At 67.6% G+C, this 20,917-nt stretch carries 22 protein-coding genes; 3 read left to right on the top strand and 19 right to left on the bottom strand.

Annotated features, from left to right (window positions below):
* Positions 1 to 38 precede the first annotated feature (38 nt).
* Genes WAT24_RS11810 through ndk form a run of 4 tightly spaced genes read right to left on the bottom strand, consistent with a single transcriptional unit; the run spans position 39 to position 3,404 of the window.
* Complete coding sequence (locus WAT24_RS11810) at positions 39 to 1,010, bottom strand: helix-turn-helix domain-containing protein (protein ID WP_336808076.1); 972 nt, start codon at positions 1,008 to 1,010, stop codon at positions 39 to 41.
* Positions 1,007 to 1,792, bottom strand: coding sequence for a type IV pilus biogenesis/stability protein PilW (gene pilW / locus WAT24_RS11815; protein WP_336808077.1), 786 nt, complete (start codon positions 1,790 to 1,792; stop codon positions 1,007 to 1,009). Before pilW ends, WAT24_RS11810 begins: the two co-directional genes overlap by 4 nt.
* A complete protein-coding gene (gene rlmN, locus WAT24_RS11820; protein ID WP_336808078.1) occupies positions 1,782 to 2,918 on the bottom strand; it encodes a dual-specificity RNA methyltransferase RlmN in 1,137 nt (378 codons plus the stop codon). Before rlmN ends, pilW begins: the two co-directional genes overlap by 11 nt.
* Positions 2,919 to 2,978: 60 nt before the next feature.
* Positions 2,979 to 3,404, bottom strand: coding sequence for a nucleoside-diphosphate kinase (ndk, locus tag WAT24_RS11825; RefSeq protein ID WP_336808079.1), 426 nt, complete (start codon positions 3,402 to 3,404; stop codon positions 2,979 to 2,981).
* Between the two features lie 226 nt (positions 3,405 to 3,630).
* Here ndk and WAT24_RS11830 point away from each other — a divergent pair, with 226 nt between their 5' ends.
* The 3 genes from WAT24_RS11830 to WAT24_RS11840 all read left to right on the top strand — a co-directional run bounded on the left by WAT24_RS11830 (position 3,631) and on the right by WAT24_RS11840 (position 8,003).
* Positions 3,631 to 4,245 carry a TetR/AcrR family transcriptional regulator gene (locus tag WAT24_RS11830; protein ID WP_336808080.1) on the top strand — a complete coding sequence of 205 codons (615 nt, stop codon included), beginning with the start codon at positions 3,631 to 3,633 and terminating at the stop codon, positions 4,243 to 4,245.
* Between the two features lie 66 nt (positions 4,246 to 4,311).
* The gene (locus WAT24_RS11835) at positions 4,312 to 6,726 is read left to right on the top strand and encodes a 3-hydroxyacyl-CoA dehydrogenase/enoyl-CoA hydratase family protein (protein WP_336808081.1); all 2,415 of its coding nucleotides are present in this window, start codon (positions 4,312 to 4,314) and stop codon (positions 6,724 to 6,726) included.
* A gap of 71 nt (positions 6,727 to 6,797) precedes the next feature.
* Positions 6,798 to 8,003 carry an acetyl-CoA C-acyltransferase gene (locus WAT24_RS11840; protein ID WP_336808082.1) on the top strand — a complete coding sequence of 402 codons (1,206 nt, stop codon included), beginning with the start codon at positions 6,798 to 6,800 and terminating at the stop codon, positions 8,001 to 8,003.
* A gap of 160 nt (positions 8,004 to 8,163) precedes the next feature.
* On the opposite strand, the gene WAT24_RS11845 is transcribed toward WAT24_RS11840, so the two are convergent.
* The 15 genes from WAT24_RS11845 to fliF all read right to left on the bottom strand — a co-directional run bounded on the left by WAT24_RS11845 (position 8,164) and on the right by fliF (position 20,917).
* A complete protein-coding gene (locus WAT24_RS11845) occupies positions 8,164 to 8,499 on the bottom strand; it encodes a carboxypeptidase-like regulatory domain-containing protein (RefSeq protein ID WP_336808083.1) in 336 nt (111 codons plus the stop codon).
* A gap of 331 nt (positions 8,500 to 8,830) precedes the next feature.
* Positions 8,831 to 9,109 (bottom strand): carboxypeptidase-like regulatory domain-containing protein, encoded by a 279-nt coding sequence (locus WAT24_RS11850; RefSeq protein ID WP_336808084.1) that lies wholly within the window; start codon positions 9,107 to 9,109, stop codon positions 8,831 to 8,833.
* 473 nt (positions 9,110 to 9,582) lie between these two features.
* Entirely contained in the window at positions 9,583 to 11,199 is a 1,617-nt protein-coding gene (locus WAT24_RS11855; protein ID WP_336808085.1) for an ArnT family glycosyltransferase, read from the bottom strand.
* Positions 11,200 to 11,279: 80 nt separating this feature from the next.
* Complete coding sequence (locus tag WAT24_RS11860) at positions 11,280 to 11,969, bottom strand: sigma-70 family RNA polymerase sigma factor (protein WP_336808086.1); 690 nt, start codon at positions 11,967 to 11,969, stop codon at positions 11,280 to 11,282.
* A 3-nt stretch (positions 11,970 to 11,972) separates the two neighbouring features.
* A complete protein-coding gene (gene fliP, locus WAT24_RS11865; RefSeq protein WP_336808087.1) occupies positions 11,973 to 12,722 on the bottom strand; it encodes a flagellar type III secretion system pore protein FliP in 750 nt (249 codons plus the stop codon).
* A 369-nt stretch (positions 12,723 to 13,091) separates the two neighbouring features.
* Positions 13,092 to 13,409 carry a FliM/FliN family flagellar motor switch protein gene (locus WAT24_RS11870; RefSeq protein ID WP_336808088.1) on the bottom strand — a complete coding sequence of 106 codons (318 nt, stop codon included), beginning with the start codon at positions 13,407 to 13,409 and terminating at the stop codon, positions 13,092 to 13,094.
* Positions 13,406 to 14,182: a hypothetical protein gene (locus WAT24_RS11875; protein WP_336808089.1), complete on the bottom strand. Its 777-nt coding sequence runs from the start codon at positions 14,180 to 14,182 to the stop codon at positions 13,406 to 13,408. Before WAT24_RS11875 ends, WAT24_RS11870 begins: the two co-directional genes overlap by 4 nt.
* Positions 14,175 to 15,335, bottom strand: coding sequence for a flagellar basal-body rod protein FlgF (gene flgF / locus WAT24_RS11880; RefSeq protein ID WP_336808090.1), 1,161 nt, complete (start codon positions 15,333 to 15,335; stop codon positions 14,175 to 14,177). The genes WAT24_RS11875 and flgF overlap by 8 nt, the downstream gene beginning before the upstream one ends.
* 11 nt (positions 15,336 to 15,346) lie before the next feature.
* The gene (locus WAT24_RS11885) at positions 15,347 to 15,769 is read right to left on the bottom strand and encodes a flagellar hook capping FlgD N-terminal domain-containing protein (RefSeq protein ID WP_336808091.1); all 423 of its coding nucleotides are present in this window, start codon (positions 15,767 to 15,769) and stop codon (positions 15,347 to 15,349) included.
* On the bottom strand, positions 15,769 to 16,641 hold the full coding sequence (locus tag WAT24_RS11890; protein WP_336808092.1) for a hypothetical protein: 873 nt from the start codon (positions 16,639 to 16,641) through the stop codon (positions 15,769 to 15,771). Before WAT24_RS11890 ends, WAT24_RS11885 begins: the two co-directional genes overlap by 1 nt.
* Positions 16,638 to 17,096, bottom strand: coding sequence for a hypothetical protein (locus WAT24_RS11895; protein ID WP_336808093.1), 459 nt, complete (start codon positions 17,094 to 17,096; stop codon positions 16,638 to 16,640). Before WAT24_RS11895 ends, WAT24_RS11890 begins: the two co-directional genes overlap by 4 nt.
* Positions 17,093 to 18,421 carry a FliI/YscN family ATPase gene (locus WAT24_RS11900; RefSeq protein WP_336808094.1) on the bottom strand — a complete coding sequence of 443 codons (1,329 nt, stop codon included), beginning with the start codon at positions 18,419 to 18,421 and terminating at the stop codon, positions 17,093 to 17,095. The genes WAT24_RS11895 and WAT24_RS11900 overlap by 4 nt, the downstream gene beginning before the upstream one ends.
* Positions 18,418 to 19,068 (bottom strand): FliH/SctL family protein, encoded by a 651-nt coding sequence (locus tag WAT24_RS11905; RefSeq protein ID WP_336808095.1) that lies wholly within the window; start codon positions 19,066 to 19,068, stop codon positions 18,418 to 18,420. The genes WAT24_RS11900 and WAT24_RS11905 overlap by 4 nt, the downstream gene beginning before the upstream one ends.
* The gene (locus WAT24_RS11910; RefSeq protein ID WP_336808096.1) at positions 19,065 to 19,517 is read right to left on the bottom strand and encodes a hypothetical protein; all 453 of its coding nucleotides are present in this window, start codon (positions 19,515 to 19,517) and stop codon (positions 19,065 to 19,067) included. Before WAT24_RS11910 ends, WAT24_RS11905 begins: the two co-directional genes overlap by 4 nt.
* Complete coding sequence (gene fliF, locus WAT24_RS11915) at positions 19,514 to 20,917, bottom strand: flagellar basal-body MS-ring/collar protein FliF (RefSeq protein ID WP_336808097.1); 1,404 nt, start codon at positions 20,915 to 20,917, stop codon at positions 19,514 to 19,516. The genes WAT24_RS11910 and fliF overlap by 4 nt, the downstream gene beginning before the upstream one ends.

Below are 20,917 nucleotides of genomic sequence, written 5' to 3' on the forward strand. Positions count from 1 at the left end.
ACGCGGGCGGCCGGCACGCCGGGCCGAGGTAGGCCGGATCAGGCGCCCGCGGGTGCGGGCTTGCCGTCGTGAACGCGGAAATGGGCGACGTTGGCGCGACGGAACGCGTCCAGCGAAACCGGCTGGCCGTCGATGGTCACCCGCGCACCGCTGGCGTTGCCGATGCGCACGTCGAGCGGCTGGTCGCTCTGCCAGCTGCGGGCCGTACCGGCGGGCAGCAGGCCGTACTCCAGGCGCGAGCCATCCGCGGCCACCACCTCGACCCAACTGGCTTCGTCCAGCTTCAGGCTGAGGCTGTGGCCACCGGCGAGCGGTGCCGGCACGGAGGCGGCGGGCGCCGGCCGCGAAGCGGCGAGATTCGCGCTTTCCAGCCCCGGGAACGGTGCCATCGAGGCCATCAGCGGCTGCTCCTCCGCGGGCGCGGCGGCGGGCTTGGCAGCGGACGTGGCCGAAGCCGCAACGGCGCTGCTGGTGGCGTGGGCCGGCGCCTCCTGCTGCGCGACCGGGGTGGCGTCGAGCGGCGAGAGATGGCTCATGTCGCGGTCCAGCGTGCCGCGCACGCCGAGCCAGATCATCGGCACCACGATCACCGCGGTCAGTACCACGTAGGTGGCGGCGGTGGCGTAGCGCTCGAGCAGGTAGCGCGAGTGCGAGATGCCGCCGGTCGCCACGAGCGTGGGCGTGGTGCGCTTGAGGCCGGCGAGCTCGGTCTGGATCGACGCCTCGTCCAGGCCCAGGTGGCGGGCGTACTTGGTGATGTAGCTGGCAAGGTAGACGGCGTAGTCGATGCCTTCGCGCTGGTCGCTTTCCAGCTGGCGCAGCACGCGTGCCGGCAACTTGAGCGCGTGGGCGCAGGTTTCGATGTCCCAGCCGCGGGCTTCGCGGGCGGCGCGCAGGCGGCCGCCGAAACTGGTCTGCTCGAACGACTGGCCATCCATCGTCGCCGCGTAGGCGAACAGGTCAATCGCGCGGTGGGTGGATCCGGCTGGATTGGACTGCTGGTGGGTCATGGGCTGACGGGTGCGTCGAGGGCGCGAGCCTGTTCCGAGTCCGGGAACTGGCTCTGCAGTCGCCTGCGGTAGTTCTGGGCAGCGTCCGTGTTGCCCAGGCGGGTTTCGATGTCGTAGCCGAGCTTGAGGGCCTCCGCGCTGGGCTGGCCCAGCGCCTCGAAGCGCTGGATGAAGGCCCGCGCACGGAACGCGTCGTTGTCCAGGTAGAGCACCCGGGCCAGGTGCAGCAGCGCGTCGCCGTTCTGCGGGTTCGCGCTGAGCGCCTTGCGCAGGCTCGCCTCGGCGCCGGCGCGGTCGTTCATGCGCAGCTGGCAGATGCCCTCGTTGGTCAGGGCCACGTCCGGGGTCGTGTAGAACGGGTCCTTGAGCGCCTTCTGGAAGTAACCGATCGCCTCGGCTCCCTTGCCGATGCGGCACAGGAAGGTACCCAGGTTGTTGTTCGGGCCGCCCTTGTCCGGCTCCAGCTGTACCGCGCGGCGGTAGTGCTGCTCGGCCTGCTCGGGCCGGTTGATGCGCTCGTCCAGGACGGCCATCACCGTGTGCGCCGGGGCGTAGTTGTCGTCGAACTGCAGGGCCTTGGTGAGCTTCTCCATGGCCGTCTTCAGGTCGCCGTTGGCCATGTACTGCTGGCCCAGCTCGGTGTGGATGCGGGCGGCGTCCTCGGCCTCCTGGCCCTTGTTGTTCTGCGACAGCCGGCCGCCGAGCCCGTCGTCGGTGCTCGTGGTGACGCATCCGGCCAATGCCAGCGCGAGCGCTGCCCCCATCCAGCGATCAAGACGCATGCGCCACTCCTTCGCCCAGTCGTTTGCGGAACTCGGCCTGCCGGCGGGTGCGGTCGAGCACCTGGCCCTTGAGCTGGCCGCAGGCGGCGTCGATGTCGTCGCCGCGCGTGCGGCGCAGCATGGTGAGGATGTTCGCGTTGAGCAGCTGGGTCTGGAACGCGCGGATGGTGTCGGCGTCCGAGCGCTCGAAGCGCGTGCCCGGGAAGGGGTTGAACGGGATCAGGTTGACCTTGGCGCTGCCGGTGGGAAGCTTGCGCATCAGCTTGATCAGCTGCTTGGCGTGCTCCGGCTGGTCGTTCACGCCCCTCATCAGCGTGTATTCGAAGGTGATCGAGGTGCGCGGCCTGCGCTCGATCCAGCGCAGGCACGCGCCCATCAGCTCGGCGATCGGGTAGCGCTTGTTGAGCGGCACGAGCTCCGTGCGCAGCTCGTCGTTGGCCGCGTGCAGCGAGACCGCCAGCGACACGTCGATCGCCTCGGACAGCTTGTCGATCATCGGCACCAGGCCCGCGGTGGAGAGCGTCACGCGCTTGGACGCCAGGCCGAAGCCCAGGTCGTCGCGCATCAGGCTCATCGCCGTGACCACGTTGTCGAAGTTCAGCAGCGGCTCGCCCATGCCCATCATCACCACGTTGGTGATGCGGCGGTTCTGGTGCGTGACGTTGCCCAGGTGCTTGGCCGCCACCCACATCTGCCCGATCACTTCGGAGGCGGCGAGGTTGCGGTTGAAGCCCTGCGTGGCGGTCGAGCAGAACTGGCAGTTGAGGCCGCAGCCCACCTGCGAGGACACGCACAGCGTGCCGCGCGTGGGCTCGGGAATGTAGACCGCCTCGACGGCGTTGCCGCCGTCCATGCCGAGCAGCCACTTGTGCGTGCCGTCGGCGGCGGCCTTGTCGAACAGCGTCTTCGGGGGGCCGACGTAGCACGTGGCCTCGAGCTTGGCGCGCAGCGCCTTGCCCACGTCGGTCATCTTGCCGAAATCATCTTCCAGGCGGTGGTAGATCCACTTCATCACCTGCTCGGCGCGATAGGGCTTCTCGCCCAGCTGGGCGAAGAAATCACGGAGCCCCTGACGATCGAAGTCGAGCAGGTTGACCTTGTCGGTGGTGGCAGCTACCTGGTTCATCTGGAAAGCGCGGTTCTGGAGGACCGCTTTCGACCTTCGCGCCGCGATGGGCGCTCAACGTTACCTGGGGGAGACTTCCGTCTCCGCGAAGAAGTAGGCGATCTCCATCCTGGCGGTTTCGGCGGCGTCGGAGCCGTGCACCGCGTTGGCGTCGATCGAGTCGGCGAAATCCGCGCGAATCGTGCCCGGCGCGGCGTCCTTGGGGTTGGTGGCGCCCATCAGTTCGCGGTTCCTGGCGATGGCGCCCTCGCCCTGCAGCACCTGGATCATCACCGGGCCGGAGATCATGAACTCGACCAGCGCGTTGAAGAACGGGCGCTCCTTGTGCACCGCGTAGAAGCCCTCGGCTTCCTTGCGCGACAGCTGCTTCATCTTCGCCGCGACGACCTTCAGGCCGGCCTGCTCGAATCGGGTATAGATCTGGCCGATCACGTTCTTGGCGACGGCATCGGGCTTGATGATGGAAAGGGTGCGCTCCAGCGCCATGGTCTGCTCCGGAAAACTGGTATCTGAGTGGGCTATCGGCAGGCTTGCCGATCAATGTAGAGCCAAATCCGACACGAAATGCGGATTTAGCTCACGAAAGTTTGACAGATTCTAGCCCGATCGCAAGCGGACTGATCGTGAAAGCAAACGGCCGTTTGACGGGTCGAGAGCCCCGCGCGTATGCTCAAACGATCGTTTGATTCCTGGCCGCCGCGCCGAGGTCCGCGTGAACAGTTCCGCCTCCACCAAGGAACGCATCCTCACCGCCGCCGAGTTGCTGTTCGCCCAGCGCGGCTTCGATGGCGCATCGTTGCGCCAGCTGACGGCGGCCGCCGGGGTCAACCTCGCCGCGGTGAACTACCACTTCGGTTCCAAGGACAAGCTGGTGGAGGAAGTGTTCCGCCGCCGCCTGGATACCCTGAACGCACACCGACTGGCCGCGCTGTCCAAGGTCGCCGGCCAGCCGCAGACCACCCTCGAAGACGTGCTCGACGCCTTCATCCGCCCTGCCCTGGCGCTCTCCAGCGACGGCAGCGGTTCCCTGTTCATGCGCGTGCTGGCGCGCGCCTTCGCCGAGCACGACGATCACCTGCGCCAGTTCCTGTCCGAGAACTACGGCCACGTCATGCGCCAGTTCACCGCCGAGTTCGCCCGGCTGCTGCCGCACCTGTCGCGCGAGGAGCTGTACTGGCGCATCGACCTGGTCACCGGCGCGCTGACTCACGCCATGTCCGGCTTCGGCATGATCCAGCGCAAGAGCGGCGTGAGCGAGACCGCCCATCGCGAGCAGACCATCGCCCACCTGATCCGCTTCGCCGCGGCGGGCCTCAGCCATCCCTGAGCTTCGAGCCACGACCGGCCGCGTGGCCGCAGCGTTTCCCTTTTCCTGTCCGTTCTGGAGAGAGCAATGACCGCCAATCCCGCGCTACGCATCCGCAAGGCCGCGGTCCTGGGCGCCGGCGTCATGGGCGCGCAGATCGCCGCGCACCTGACCAACGCCGGCGTCGAGACCGTGCTGTTCGACCTGCCCGCCAGGGAGGGGTCCAAGAGTGGCATCGCCATCAAGGCCATCGAGAACCTGAAAAAGCTCTCGCCCGCGCCGCTGGCGGACAAGGAGCTGGCATCCGCCATCATCCCGGCCAACTACGACGAGGATCTCGACCACCTGAAGGAGGTCGACCTGGTCATCGAGGCGATCGCCGAGCGGATGGACTGGAAGCTGGATCTCTACCGCAAGATCGCCTCCCACCTGTCGAAGACCGCCGTCATCGCCTCCAACACCTCGGGCCTGTCGATCAACACCCTGGCCGAGGCGTTGCCCGAGGAGATGCGTCACCGCTTCTGCGGCGTGCACTTCTTCAACCCGCCGCGCTACATGCACCTGGTCGAACTGATCCCGACCCGGCTCACCGACGCCTCGGTCATCGATGGTCTGGTGGCGTTCCTGACCACGACGGTCGGCAAGGGCGTGGTGATCGCCAAGGACACGCCGAACTTCATCGGCAACCGCATCGGCGTGTTCTCGATGCTGGCCACCATGCACCACACCGAACAGTTCAAGCTCGGCTTCGACACGGTCGACGCGCTGACCGGCCCGGCCATCGGCCGTCCCAAGAGCGCCACCTACCGCACGGCCGACGTGGTGGGCCTGGACACCATGGCGCACGTGATCAAGACCATGGGCGACACCCTGGCCGACGATCCCTGGCACACGTACTTCAAGACGCCTGCCGTGCTGCAGGGCCTGATCGATGCCGGCGCGCTCGGCCAGAAGACCGGCGCCGGCTTCTACAAGAAGGTCGGCAAGGAAATTCTCGTGTTGCGCAGTCCTGCGCAAAACCCCGGCCATCCATGGCCGGACTCCTCACAAGAGCCCGACTACCAACCCGCCTCCCAACAAGCGTCGGATGAAGTCGCCGCCATCCTGGCGATCAAGGATCCGGCCGAGAAGTTCGCCAGGCTGCGCGCCTCGAGCGACCCGCAGGCGCAGTTCCTGTGGGCGATCTTCCGCGACCTCTTCCACTACACCGCCTACCACCTGGCCGACATCGCCGACACCGCGCGCGACGTCGACTTCGCCATCCGCTGGGGCTACGGCTGGAAACTGGGCCCGTTCGAGACCTGGCAGGCCGCCGGCTGGCAGCAGGTCGCCGGCTGGATCGCCGAGGACATCCAGGCTGGCAAGGCGATGAGCGACGCCCCGTTGCCCGCCTGGGTCACCGACGGACGCAACGGCGTGCACGGAAAGGCCGGCTCCTACTCGGCCGCGTCGAACACCGACAAGCCGCGCTCCACGCACGCGGTCTACGCGCGCCAGCTCTTCCCCGACGCGATCCTGGGCGAGAGCTTCGACCAGGGCACCACCGTGTGGGAGAACGACGGCGTGCGCCTGTGGACGCTCGGCGACGACGGCGTGGGCATCCTCTCGTTCAAGACCAAGATGAACACGGTCAACGACCAGGTGCTCGACGGCATCCAGCACGCCATCGGCGTGGCGGAGGAAAAGCTCAAGGCGATAGTGATCTGGCAGACCGGCGAGCCGTTCTCCGCCGGCGCCGACCTCAAGGGCGCGCTGGGCCTCTTGAAGGACGGCAAGTTCGATGCCTTCGAGGCCATGGTGGGGAACTTCCAGCGCACCAGCATGCGGATCAAGCACGCGCTCGTTCCCGTGGTCGCCGCCGTGCGCGGCCTGTGCCTGGGTGGCGGTTGCGAATTCCAGATGCACTCGGCCCGCACCGTCGCCGCCCTGGAGAGCTACATCGGTCTGGTCGAGGCGGGCGTGGGCCTGCTGCCCGCCGGCGGCGGCCTGAAGGAGCTGGCCGTGCGCGCGGCCTACACCAACCCGGCCGATCCGTTCGAGGCATTGAAGAAGGTGTTCGAGACCGTGGCGATGGCCAAGGTGTCGGGCAGTGCCCTGGAAGCGAAGCAGCTCGGCCTGCTGCGCGAGTCCGACGTGGTGGTGTTCAACGCCTACGAGCTGCTCTACGTCGCCCGGCAGGTCGCCTCGGCCCTGGCCGAAAGCGGCTGGCGCCCGCCGCTGCCTGCCCGCGCGATTCCTGTCGCGGGCGACACCGGCACGGCCACCTTCAAGGCCTCGTTGGTCAACCTGCAGGCTGGCTACTTCGCCTCCGAGCACGACGTGGCGATCGCCGGCCGCATCGCCGACACGCTGTGCGGCGGCGGCATCGAGCGCGGCTCGCTGGTCGACGAGGCCTGGCTGCTCAAGCTCGAGCGCAAGCACTTCGTGGAGCTGGCCAGGACCGAAAAGACCCAGGCTCGCATCGCCCACACCATGACCACGGGCAAGCCGCTGCGCAACTGATCCGCGCCACCGCCCACGAACGCAACCACACGCGTCGCCGCCCATCCGGCGCGACGCGACGGAGCCAAACGATGACCAAGCACATCCAGGACGCCTACATCGTCGCCGCCACCCGCACGCCGGTCGGCAAGGCGCCGCGCGGCGTCTTCAAGCACACCCGCCCGGACGACCTGCTCGCCCACGTGATCCGCGCCGTGATGGCGCAGGCGCCGGGCATCGACCCGCACCGCATCGGCGACGTGGTGATCGGCTGCGCCATGCCCGAGGCCGAGCAAGGCATGAACGTGGCGCGCATCGGCGTGCTGCTGGCCGGCCTGCCGCACACGGTGCCGGGCGTCACCATCAACCGCTTCTGCTCGTCGGGCCTGCAGGCCGTGGCGTACGCTGCCGACGCGATCCGCCTGGGCGAGGCCGACCTGATGATCGCCGGCGGCACCGAAAGCATGAGCATGGTGCCGATGATGGGCCACAAGGTGGCCATGAACCCGGCGATCTTCCAGGACGAAAACGTCGGCATCGCCTACGGCATGGGCATCACCGCCGAGAACGTCGCCAAGCAGTGGAAGGTCAGCCGCGAGGAGCAGGACGCCTTCGCCGCGCGCAGCCACGAGCGTGCACTCGCGGCCCAGGCCGCCGGCGAGTTCAAGGACGAGATCACCCCGTTCCAGCTCGACGACCACTACCCCGACCTCGCCAACGACACGATCGTCACCGACAGCCGCGTCATCAGCCAGGACGAAGGCCCGCGCCCGGGCAGCACGCCGGAGGTGCTGGCCAAGTTGAAACCCGTCTTCCGCAACGGCCAGTTCGGTGGCACCGTCACCGCCGGCAACTCGAGCCAGATGTCCGACGGCGCCGGCGCGGTGCTGCTGGCCAGCGAAAAGGCGGTGAAGGATTACAACCTGCAGCCGCTGGCCCGCTTCGTCGGCTACGCGGTCGCCGGCGTGCCGCCGGAGGTGATGGGCATCGGCCCGAAGGAAGCGATTCCACTTGCGCTCCAGCGCACCGGCATCCGCCGCGACCAGCTCGACTGGATCGAGCTCAACGAGGCCTTCGCCGCGCAGGCGCTGGCCGTGATGAAGGACCTCGAGCTCGACCCGGCCAAGGTCAACCCGCTCGGCGGCGCCATCGCGCTCGGCCACCCGCTCGGCGCCACCGGCGCCATCCGCGTCGCCACGCTGGTGCACGGCCTGCGCCGGCACAAGCAGAAGTACGGCATGGTGACCATGTGCATCGGCACCGGCATGGGCGCGGCGGGCGTATTCGAAGCGCTCTGACCGGCGTCTTGCTGTGGGCCGACAAAGCGGCGCTTCAGGCGCCGCTTTGCGTTTGCCGTCGGTGAAGCTTCGTCACCGAAGTGCGCAAAAAAAGCCCGGCACCTCGCGGTGCCGGGCTTCTTCAACCGCCATCGGCCGCCTTGGCGGCCGATGGCGGTGCTTACTGCTGGCCCATGCCAGCGGCCTGCCCGTCGAAGTTGACCTGGATGCCGCGGCCGACGATGACCGGCACGTTCGGGTGCTTGGCCACCGGCTGGCCGTTCTCCGACAGCGTCACGGTGTAGACGCCGACCGGCAGTGCCCTGATCGAGTAGCGGCCCTTGGCATCCACCTGGACCTCGCGCATGGTGCCGTTGGTCGTGCTCTTGGCGGTGACCGTGTCGCCTGCCGGCGCCTTGCCGAACACTTCGCCCGCCGTGGCCTGTGCGTGGACCGCGGCGGAACCGAGCAGCCCGCAGACGGCAATGGCCGCGACCATCGAGTGGAACTTCTTCATGGGATGTACCTTCTTCTTGGGTTCGATGTGGGAGAGCCACGGGCCGCCAGGGGTTTGGCGTGTATGCCCATGGATCAGGGGAAGGTTCCGCCCGCCGGGCGTCGGACTGCACGCCGGGCGGAGAACCATCCGCGGCATCCGGCGGACTGGGGCGTCTCCGGATGACCGCATCTAGCGTATCCGACACGTAGCGCTTGCCGATGGGTCAGAAGTCATCTTGCAGCGACCTGTCCTCACGGACGCCCGGCGCCGGGCTTCCCTCAGGCTGACCTCGCGACGACCGTGCGCGAAGCCGCACGGCGCTCCGTTCCGAGTCGAGCGCGCTGCCCGCCTACCTGGCCGCCATCTCCGGGCACTGACCCGGTGCGCAATCGAAATCCACCCTGGAGCCGCGGTCCACGAAGACCTGCACGCTCGGGTGCTTGGCGACGGGCTGGCCGCCGTCGACCACCTCGACGGTGTAGACGCCGATCGGCAACCAGGTGACCTCGTAGCGGCCCGAGGCATTCACCGGGATCCCGCGCCGGATGCCGTACTCGGGGCTGCTGACCCGTACCGAGGCTCCCGCCGGCGCCTTGCCGAACACCCTGCCGGTGGTCACCGCAGCCATCGCGGTGGAGCCGGCCGCGCAGCAGACGCCAACGACCGCCACCCGTGCCAGCTTCCGCAACACGGAACGACGGCATGCACCCGAACAAGTTGAGGATGATGCGTTCATGGGGATACCTGCTTCTCATCGACGTGGGGGACCCATGAGCAGCCAGGGGTTTGGCTTTGCGCTCATGGGGGAATGGACGGTCGCCTGCCGGGCGCAAGGCTGTCTGCCCGGAGAGGCACCGCCGACGGCCATCCGATCGATAGGCCATCCATCCGATGGCGCAGGCAGCGTAGTCCTCTCATCGTGACCGGCCAGGGTCAGAGGTCATGCCGTTCGATGCATGTCAGGCCCGGGTGTGCACTCGCTCGACCCACTGGAGCCTGCCTGCTTGCACGCACCGGATCGCTCAGCCGCCGAGCGATCCCCCGGTCCGATGCGTACAAAAACCCGCTTCGCTCCACCGCGACCGCAAGCGAGCGCCACGCTCACGGGTGACGGCCAGGTGCCGGCCTCCAGCCACATGCCCAGGCCGGGCTCCAGACAAGGAAGAGATCGCGCTGCCCCGGTGCCGCCAGCCGATGCGGACCGGCATCCAGGTTCCACTGCGTCGCGGGCGGGCCACCATCCATGCGCGCCTGGACCAGGTGCGTTCCGTCGCTCAGCGCATAGGCGCCCGGAAGTTCGATGCTTATTCGCGGGTCGGTGCCTGCGGGCAGGACCATGCCCGCCATGTAGATTCCCGCGGTACCGGCCAGATAGTTGCGCGCGACGAAGGCCCGATCCGCAGGCGGCAACCGCTCGGGCACGACCACCTTGGTGTCGTGCGACACCAGCGCGTGCGCGATCGTGTCGGGCACCAGCCCGTGCTTCAGGCGCCGCAGCTCGATGCTTTCGAGCACCGGGTAATACGGGCGTGGGCGGAAGATCGCGCCGCTCTTGGCGTCCATCACCGGGTCGGACGGCGCCGTGCATCGCAGGACCACCGCCAGCCGTGACCGCTCGGCGGCGAGCGCGTCGCGCCAGGGCGGCGCATGGTGCAACAGCAGGGCCAGCTCCAGCATGGCCAGCGCGGCGACCGATGCCGCGCACCGCCGCGGGCCCAGGCGCGGCACCGCAGCGGGCCCCAGCGCCCCGGCCAGGGACAGCATCGCCGTCGGGATCACCGGCAGGAAATCCTGCGGCGTCGACAAGGGCCATGCCACCCAGATCAGCAGCACGTAAAGCAGCGCCTGCAAGCCCAGGAACCACTTCCACCGCGAAGCGTCGTCCAGCTCGCGCCGCCCGCGCAGGCGGAGCACCGTGGCGCCGACGAGGCATGCCGCGACCAAGGCATAGAGGACCTGCCGCCAGAGATGGCTGGGGCCGCCGTTCGGCGCCAGCCCATACGCCACCACGTCGTAGTACGCCGTGCCGAGGTCGCGCTGCCACGCCAGCCACGCCACCACCGCCAACGGCATCAGCGCCACTCCCGCGGCCGTAGCCGCCACCAGCCTGGGCAGATCCGGACGCTTGACGGGCCGTCCCAGGCCGACCGCCAGGCCGGAGACGAGCGCCGTGGCAAGCAGCGGCAAGGTCTTCTGCGACACCGACAGCGCCGCACCGATGCACAGGCCGGCCACGAAACCGCGCCAGAGGGACCGATGCCTGCCCACGATCACGGCCAGGGCAGCCAGCCAGAGCGCCGTCCACAGGTCATCGGTACGGAACTCGCCCATCTTCACGAAGAAGATTTGCATCAGCGCGGCGAGCAGCGCCCCGGCTCCCGCGACCGCCAGCGGATACAGCCGACGCCCCATTACCCACGTCGACAGCAGCGCGAGGACGTACCACGGCACCACCGCCAGGCGCAGCCACCACAGAATGTCCGTCCGTGGCCCCAGCCAGCGCATGCAGTACGAGTACAGCAGACCGAACAGCGGGCCGTGGTTGTCGAACGCCCCCCGGTACGGCAACGCCCCCGTCGCCAGGCTCCAGGCCACGTGGGCATGCTGGGGCTCGTCCGAATCGAGCGGATAGGCCCCGAGCCACAACATACGCATGGCCAGCAGGAGGAGTCCCGCCAGCCAGGGTACCCACTTCATTGACCAGGACGCCGAGCGCATCCGGCCAAGCTAGCGGCGGCGGTTTTCCCCGGGCTTTCCGACACCGCATGCCACAGGGTCGAAAACCAGCCTCCGACCCGCTACGTCAACGAGGCACGGATGTGTACTCGCAAGGTCTGGATTGCCTGGCGGTGGATCTGCGAGACGCGGCCCTTCGTCAAGCCCAGCTCGGAGGCGATCTCCACGAAGGGAACGTGCTGGAAGTAATGCAGGGTCAGGACGAATTTTTCCCGCTCCGGCAGTTGTTTCACCGCCTCGTGCAAGAGCGCGGACACCTGGTCCCGGGAGGCGTTCGCATAGGGGTCCTCACCCTGCTGCCGGTCGTCATGAAGCGATGCCGTTTCCAGGAGGTGTCCGATACCCAGGCCGACCGTCCAGGAAACGAAGGACAGCAACGGATCGGCTTCATCGCTCGACAGCGAGGCCGAGCGCTCCTCGCGCATCGCATCCATGCAGCCGAAAGATTGCGAGGCAAGGTGCCGTAGTCCGTTGAAAACGGCGCCACGCACCCGGTGCCGGGCATATGTGCGGAAGTCCACGCCCCGGCCAGGCTCGTACCGGTCGATGGCTTCGATCAGCCCTACCGTGGCGTTCTGGACGTAATCGCCCCATTCGGCATCCTTGATGCGTACCTTCAGGTATACGTCCTTCGCAACCAGCCGGGCCCAGGAGGCATGCATCTGGATCAATGCTTCGCGCGCCATTCGTTCCCGCTGACCTATCCAGCGGTGCCATAGCTCCCTCTCCGGACTGTCCACGGTCAGCAGCATGCGTCACGCAGGATGGAAGCTCGCCAGCAAGGCCTGGGCGACCAACGACCAGCCGTTGGTAAGCAGAAAAAGCAGGATCTTCAGTGGCAGGCTCACCGTGGAGGGCGGAACCATGATCATGCCCAAGGCCATCAAAATGGCGGCCACCACCAGGTCGATCAGCAGGAACGGCAGAAAGATCACGAAGCCAATCTGAAACGCCGTGCGCAGCTCGCTCAACATGAAGGCGGGGACGAGCTCGATCGCGGAAACCTCGTCAACGCTCCTGGGCGCGGGATGGCCGGCCATGTTGGCCACCGCCAGCAGGTCCTCCTTGCGGGTCTGCCTGAGCATGAACATCTTGAGGGGCTGGAATCCCTTTTCCAGCGCCACTGGCGCCGCGATCTCCTTGCGCAGGTACGGATCCAGGGCACCGGTCTTGGCGGCCTGCAGAACGGGGGACATGGTGAACAGCGTCAGGAACAGCGCAAGGGTCACCAGCACGCTGTTGGGCGGTGTCTGTTGCAACCCCAAGGCACTGCGGATCAATGAAAGAACCACCACGATCCGCGTGAACGACGTGAGGCTGATGAGCAGCAGCGGAACAAGCGACAGCAAGGTGAGCAGGAGGAACGAACGCAGGACTGGCGAGAGGTCCTGGGTCGAGGCCGTGGTCAACAGGTCCTGCAAAGGGTCGGCCACTGCAGCCAGTGGCATCGCTACCGCCAGCATGCCGACTGCCACGAGCATCCATGCCTTGCGCCACCTAGTCATGCTCACTCCCTGATCCAGCCTTTCCTTCAGGCAAGCTTCGCAGACTCACCTGTCTGGAGGACTCCACCACCACGAAGCGGGAGCCGTCCACTTCGATCACGAACGCCCGCGAAGCCTGTCCGAGGCGAGCCTGTCCCAGAATCCGGGGTACATGCCGGCCTGGCTTGCCTTCACCCACGACTGCCGACCAGCGTCTCAGCCAACCTCGCTTGCGCGCCCACAGCAATACGCCTACGGCAGCCATCAGCAGGACGACGGTGGTCGCCAAGATCGACAGAGCCTGGCCCGTAGTAACGGGGGACTCGGTGCGATACGGGATGGCCTGTAACGCCCTTGCGGCCGAGGCGGCCGGCGATCCGACGGAGACCTTCATCCGGCGATTTCGGTGATCCGCAAGCCGAAGTGGTCGCCCACCGCGACCAAGTGCCCGCGGGCGATGCTCTTGCCGTCGAGTTGCAGCTGGACGGGGGCGTCCAGATCGGTATCAAGTGCCAGCGTGTCTCCCTCGGAGAGCTCGAACAGTTCCTTGACGGTCACGGCAGCCTGGCCGAGCACGACCTCCAGCTTCACCGAGACGTGATCGAGCAACGCCAGGTCGCGCCGGACCATGGGCACGCCCTCCCCTCCCTTTTTGGCAACCGGCAGTTCGGACAGCTCGATGGTTTCGACGAGGGTTGCGGTGGTCATGGATTACCCTGCTGCATTGAAGATTTCATGGTGATGGCCAGGCGACGGCCGAGGCGCCCCATGCGGGCGCTACCGATTTCCTCGCCCCCCGGTGCCAGCACCCGGACGGGCGTATCCAGGGAACATTCGCCAACGAGCACCTCGCCCACGCGCAGGTCCCCCAGTTCCCGCATGCTGATCGCGCCGAAATCGAGGCCGGCGGTCAGGCTCACGACCGCCGCTGTGGCCGCATCCCCCCGGGGGTGCAGAGCGACTCCGGCCGCCCGGAAGTCCGCTGGGCAAAGAACGTCCACCGCCACGCGTGACAAGGCCAAACCGATCGTGACGCCGCCGACCTCGAAGGTCAGCCCAACGGCGCCAAGCTCCTCGCGCGTCAGTGTTCGAGGCCATGCGATCTCGCCGTGCTCGCGTACGTCACCCTGCCCTCCCAGGTGCGAAATCCTGTGTGCGAGATCCTCGAGCGCCGCCCGACCGACATCCGACGACAGCGTCGCAGGGCTTTCGTGGATCCCTGCCAACCAGTTGCCGAGCCGCACCAGTTCATCGCGCGCTGCCATGACCATCAGGTTGGGCAGCCCGGGCCCGGCCTGCAGCACGCAAGCTTCATCCGGTGAATAAGGAACGACCGGTGCGTCGTCCACGTGCGGCGCGATGCCGTCATGGGCCATGCGCCAGTCGGCCAGCCAGGCCAGCACGGGCATGGCGATTCTTTCGCGCAGGGCCGCACGACGGGTGGGGCCTATCCAGCCGAAGCGGGAAACGGCGTCAGCCATGGGTCGAGTCATAGAGCTGTTGCAGCATGTCGTTGGTGACGGTCATGACCCGCGAGTTGGCCTGGTAGCCACGCTGGATGACGATCATGTCCGCCAGCTCCTGGGCCAGATCCACGTTGGACATCTCCAGGCTGCCGCCGACGATCTTCCCGAACACGCCCTCGCCGGCCCCGCCCAGCTGTCGTTGCTGGCCGGAGCCGACGTCGTAGAGGCGCCCGTTGAGCAGCTCGAGCGAACTTTCGTCCGGAAAGGCGGCCAAGGCCACGCGTGCTCCCTGGCGGGTCTCTTGGTCGGTGTACTTGAGCTGCAGGACGCCGTTCTCGTCGAACGAGTACGAGGCAACGCCCACCACCGAGTGCCCGTCCTTGGGCGAGGCGACGAGGTTCGACCCGACACCGGGATAGCTCGTTGCACCGCTCAATGATCCGGCCGCGCCGAAATCGAGCGTGACTGCCTGCGTCTTGCCCGCAAGCGTCAGCGAGACGCTCATCGTGTTGTAACCGGCCTTGATCGAGCCGTCGCTGCTGAAACGGATCTCGCCATTGGCGACCGCCTGCCCGCTCGCGTCCCTTAGTACGACACTCCATCTGCCAGGCGTCGTCGAACCGTTGTTCGTGAGCTTGATGCTGTAAGTGTGGGTGTTCCCGTCGGCGTCGTAGACGGTGAGACTGTTGATCGTGAAGTCGGTGTCCTGAGGCGAAAGATTGCCGGTGACACCCACCATGGTGGTGGCTTGGGCAGGCAACGTACGCAGCGTGGTGATGCTGATGTCGGCGAGATTCCCGCTCTCGTCGATTCCCTGCACGTGGTACTGGCTGACGGTGTCGACCAGATAGCCCTGCGCGTCGAACTGGAACTGACCGGCGCGAGTGTAGAAGTACTTGCCCGTAGAGGGATCGCGCAGGACGAACAGGCCCTCGCCGTTGATCGCCAGATCGGTATTGTTGCCGGTCTGTTCGATCTGGCCCTCGCTGGTACGGATACCCGTGCCCTCGATGCGGGTGCCGAATTCGCCCATGACGTTCTCGAAAAATGAATCCTTGCCCCGGAAGCCGGGCGTATTCATGTTCGAGATGTTGTTGCTGATGGTGTCCAGACCTTTGGAGAACGCGAAAAGGCCGGACAGGCTGTTGTAAAGCGATTGCAGCGACATGGTCGTGCTCCTCAGGGCGTGATCTGCTGGACCTGCGACATGCGGATACCGGTCACCGTGTTGGAGGCCGAGGTGGCCACCGACAGCGAGGCACCGTTTGCGTCGAACTGGATGGCCGTCACTCTGCCGGTCGCCACGGTAGTGCCATCCGCGCTGGCGAACTGGATGGTGTGGTTGAGCAGGCCCAGCGATTGGCCGCTCGCCGATAGCGCGAGCAGGTTGTTCACCCCCTGCACCGTCTGCTGCTGTTGCTGGATGCCCACGAACTGCGCCAGCTGGGTCAGGAACTGGCCGTTGTCCATCGGCTGCATCGGGTCCTGGTACTGCAGTTCGCTGACGAACAGCTTGATGAAGTCCTGTTCGTTGATCTTCGAGTTGGCGGGAAGTGCGGCGTCCTGCGTCTGCAGCACACTTCCAATCGCGTCCACTGCCATCACGACTCTCCTCTGGAATCCGCGCGCCAGGCGACGACTCCGTTGACCATCACGCGCTCGAGTTCAATGCCTTCCCCAGCAGCCACTCGCCGCAGGTGTGCGACCAGCGGATCGATCGCCTGGGGCACCAGTCCGTAATCGCGCACCCACATCGTCGCCTTGCCACCGGGCTTCTGGCTGAGGCGCAACAGCCGCTCGGGCCACGGCTGCCCCGCGCTGATCAAGGGTCCCAGCACTCGTGCCAGACGCTGGACCGATGATTCAGGTGCGGTGATGGCGCGGTCCGACCCTTCGATCATTACCGGCCAGGGCATGCCGCTCTCGGCATCCACGCCCTCCTGTGACGTGAGGGACGATGAGGGAACGGGGCCTGGCGCCTCCACGACAGGAGCGCACCCGGCGCCTGCGACGACAGCCCGGCCACCGGGACCAGCCATGCGCGAGTCAGCAGCATCGATAAAGGAAAGGTAGCCGTTGGCGAACCAGTGCTGCTCGAACACCCTGGCGCGGATGCCTTCCTCGGCCACGACCGGCGCGTGGTGCGCAACCTGCAAGGCCAGGTTCGGCTCAGCTGGAGCCGGCGAGATGGCATCCACCAGCGGGATGCTTGCAGCGAGGCGGCCGGGCTCCTGCCATGGGGCTTGCGAAGGGCCGATGCCTGGATCGGACCCTGGCGCCACTTGCCCGAAACGCGCGCTCATGGGGGTGGGCATCCGCCGATCCGGTTGCCGCTCCTGGTCAGGCATCGCGGGCGTACCGGCACGCACATGCTCGAGGAAATCCTTGCTCTCAGGGTGGTGAGCATCTGGTTTGCCCGCGGTACGGGCGGGCGTGGGCTGCGCGTGCGCCGGGTGCAGATCGATACGGGTCATGGCCCCTCCGTGGCGCGCCGGACCAGCCAGACCTCGGTGGCGAACTCGAGTTGGCGCGCCTCGTCTGCCTGCCTGATATCGTCGGAGACGATCGCCGCTTTCTCTTCCAGCCGCTCCCGCAGCCGTGCCCGTTTCCCGGAGACGCTCGCCTGACTGCCTACGCGCTGTTCGCATTCGGTCAGTTGGGCGTTCTCGTCGGCCAGCATCGCCTGGACATGGGCAGACAGCTCCTGGAGCAACGGCAAGCGTGCGAGATCGACGACGGCGCCTTCAAGGGCCGCCTGCAACGCCACATCGGAGCGATCGGCCCTCAAGTGTGCCTCGCGGGTGCGCTCCTGCTGCGCGTTCTTCCGTTCGATGGCCTCGGCGAGTGCCTGTTTCGCCTGGATCTCGCGGACCCGGGCCACGCGGGCCATCAGCGCGAGCGTATGGGCTGCCCCTGTCCGGGTCGTCATGCGCCTACCTCCGTTGCCCCGACGACGGTCACCAGCGCCGCCAGCGCCTGCTTGCGTGAACTGCGATCGTCCGGGTTCTGCCGCAACAGCCGTTCCAGTTCGGGCAACACGCGCACAGCATCGTCCAGCACCGGATCATGACCGGACTGGTAGGCGCCCATGCCGATCAGGTCGCGCGAACGCTCGTAGGCTGCAAGCAACGCCCGGGTGCGCGTCGCGAGCTCTCTTTCCTCGGGTGTGGCGAGCCGGCCCATCAGGCGGCTTACGCTCCGTAGCACGTCGATGGCCGGCAGTTGGCCACGGTCGGCGAGTCCGCGCGCCAGCACGATGTGGCCGTCGAGGATCGCACGCATGTGGTCGGCGACAGGCTCGTTCATGTCATCACCCTCCACCAGCACGGTGTAGACCGCGGTGATGGAGCCACCGCGACGCAACCGTCCGCAGCGCTCGAAGATGCGTGGCAACCAGGTGAACACCGATGGGGGGTAGCCCCTCGACGCGGGCGGCTCGCCAGCGGCAATGCCGATCTCGCGCTGCGCCATGGCGAAGCGCGTCATCGAGTCGACCACCAGCAGCACGTCCAGCCCCTGGTCACGGAAGTATTCGGCGGTCGCGTGCGCGGCATGCACGGCATGGATACGCAGCAGCGGCGGCTGGTCAGCGGTGGCGGCGATCACCACCGCGCGGGCGAGTCCCTCCTCACCCAGCGACTCGGCGATGAAATCGCCCACCTCGCGTCCGCGCTCCCCGACCATCGCGACCACGATCACGTCCGCCTTCGCCTGTCGTGTGAGCATGCCGAGCAAGGTGCTCTTGCCGACACCGCTGCCGGCGAAGATGCCCACGCGCTGGCCCCGACCCAGCGTAACCAGCGTGTCGATCGAACGGACACCGGTCTCCAGCACTTCGGTCACTTCGGCCCTTTCCAGTGGTTGGATCGGTGCGTGGTGCAGCGGCACCTGCGCGGTATGTTCGATCGGTCCAAGGCCGTCGATGGGCTGGCCGAGCGCATCGACCACCCGGCCGAGCAACGCCTCGCCGACGGCTACGTCGCGCTGCCCTCCGCCGGCGCGCACCACGGCTCCCACCGAAACACCCTGCGCATCGCCGAACGGCATCAGCAACACGCGATCGTCGCGAAAGCCGATGACCTGGGCATCCAGCGCACCCCGTCCGTTCACCTCGACCGAACACAAGTCTCCCAGCGCGCTGCGCGGGCCGCGCGCTTCCAGCACCAGCCCGTTGCAGGCCACCACGCGCCCGCAGTGCGAACGGAACGGGGCATCCCGTGCCGCATCGACTAGACGCTGCGCCCGTGCGCTCACGGGCGACCCTCCGCAAGGGTACCGGCCAGCGCCTCACGCAGGTTCGCCAGTTGGGTAGCAAGGCCGGCGTCGACGTCGCCGAGCGACGAGCGTATCAGGCAGCTACCAGCCTCGAGCGAACTGTCCGCGACCAGTTCGATGCCCGTCGGTACTTCGGCGAACGCCTCACGGTCGCAGGGACTGACGCGCACCTGCGCAGACTCGATGTGCAGGTCACGAAGCGCTTCTCGGCACGCCGCCTCCACCGCCCGGCGTTCGGCATGCAGGCGCCCGACGATACGGCGCACTGCGATTTCCGCGACGTCCGCTGCGAGCCGTTCGACCGCTTCGGCCTGCCGCTCGGCAGCCCGCGTGAACTGCTCCATGGCCTCCAGCAGGCTTTCCTGCCAGCCTCGTCTGACGGCTTCCACGTCGGAACGCGCTTCTTCGAGCCGCTTCAGCGACTCGCTGGCCTGTCGCTCCGCTTCCCTGCGACCATCCTCCTCGCCGGCGGCAAAGCCTTCGAGATAGGCCTGCTTGTAGATGTCTTCCGCCCCGGCGGGCGGCATGTCGACTGCGATGGCCGGGCCCGTGGGCGACCGGTCCAACGGCCGGGAGGCCGCTCCCATCCTGACCGCCCCGGAAGCGAGCTTACGGACGCCGCTCACGCGCTGGCCTCCGTCATCAGCGTACGCTCGCCGCGCTGGCGGACGAGGTGCGCGAGGGTTGCCGCCAGCTTCGGCGGCAGCGAACCGGGCACCTCGCGAAGCGCCCGCTCGATCGCAACCTGGTCGGACGGCGACCGTCCCGACAGGTATATGTCGCGGTGGTCCGGCGCGCACGCCGTGAGCATGCGGGCGATCCAGACCGGCGACAGCCCGTCGAGTCCCGCCAGCAGGACATCGGGCGCCGGTGGTTCCGGACGGGTACCCGGCTCCTCGTGCAGGACATCACGCAGTACGCCGGCATCCGCCGGGGCCAAAGCGCGGATCTGCCTGAGCAATGGCCTCAGCCGCGTCCACCAGCCAGCTGGCAACCGTCGCCGCATCCAGGCGCGGTCGCGCGGGTGCAGGCTGGCCAGCAGCACCGCCGCCTGGCGTATGCCGTCGTGGCTCATGGCGCGCTCTCCGGAGCTTCGATCCATTGGCGGATGCGGGCCAGCGTCTCCTGCCGTTCGGCCGCGGTCAGCCGCGCCGGCCGTGGCCGCCGCAGCGCGCCGAGCGCGAGCAGGAAAACGATGCCCGTGGCCCCTCCACCGATCCAGTAGATCAGCCCGCTGCGGAACGTGGCTCTCACCTGCGCTTCCGGCGGGGTCCCATGCGATGGGGGCGCAGCCGATACGGCACTCGGCGCCACCGCGCGACCTTGCATGCCGGCCGCAGAAACGGTCGCCGCCGTCGCCATCTCGACATGATCGCCCCGGGAAGGATCCAGGCCGATGCCTGCTGCCACGACGTCGGAAAGTTCCTTGTAGCTTGCCTCCGGCACGTTGGGCGGCAGCACGATGCCCACGCTGATCCGCTCGATGCGCCCTGGCGCCTGGACGATTTCCTCCTGCTCCGTTCCGTGCGCGTACTCCACCTCCCGGCTCGACGCAACACTGCCGTTCGCATTGGCGGCCGCTGTGGAAGCGCGGTTGGAGTCGGTCTTTTCGCGCACCAGCACGCCGTGGCCATCCTTGCCCTGGGCAAGCACATGGTTGCCGACGCGCTTGACCCGATCGTAGTTGAGCTGGGCGGCCACCGAGACAGTGAAGTCGTTGCGGTGCAGCGCGCGAGCCAGCAACGAGGACGCCTGCGCCTGCAAGGAGGCCTCCAGCCGCGAAGCCTGATCCTCGCGATCGCCCAGCGCACCCGCGACCAGTGCATCCGCACCGCCGGACAACGCAGCCCCCTGCTCGTCCAGCAAGGTCACATTGGCCGGATCGAGTCCTTCAACGGCCGAGGCCACCAACCGCTGGATGCCGGCCACCTGGCGAGCGCCGAGCTTCTGCCCATCGCGCAGCGCCAGGCTCACGGAGGCTTTCGAGCCTTCCTGGTCCTGCTCGAACAGGTCGGCGTGATGGAGGGTCAGGTGCACCCTCGCCGAGCGCACTTCGCGCATGCTTTCGATCGTGCGTTCGAGTTCACCTTGCAGCGCGCGCTGGTAGTTGATGCGCTGGGCAAACTCGGTGACGCCGTAGTCGGAGTCCTTGAACGCCTCGAAACCCACGCTGCCGCCGCGGGGAATACCTTCAGAAGCCAGCTTCATGCGCGTGGAATAGACGCTCTCGCGCGGCACCAGCACGGTCTTGTCGCCGTCCTCGAAGCGGTAGGGGATGCCCCACCCGGACAGCGCCGTGCCGATCTCGGAGGCATCCGCCGGACGCAGGTCGGTCGCCAACGCGGCATAGCCCGGATCCAGCGCCCACCAGGCGCCGAATCCAGCGAGCGCCAGAATGCCGAGCAGGCCCATCGCGAACAGCCAGCGCGCGCGCATCGTCATCCGGATAAAGAAGGAAGGCACGTCCGTCACCAT

The organism is Fulvimonas yonginensis (genome assembly GCF_037137055.1).
Classification (GTDB): Bacteria; Pseudomonadota; Gammaproteobacteria; order Xanthomonadales; family Rhodanobacteraceae; genus Frateuria_A; species Frateuria_A yonginensis.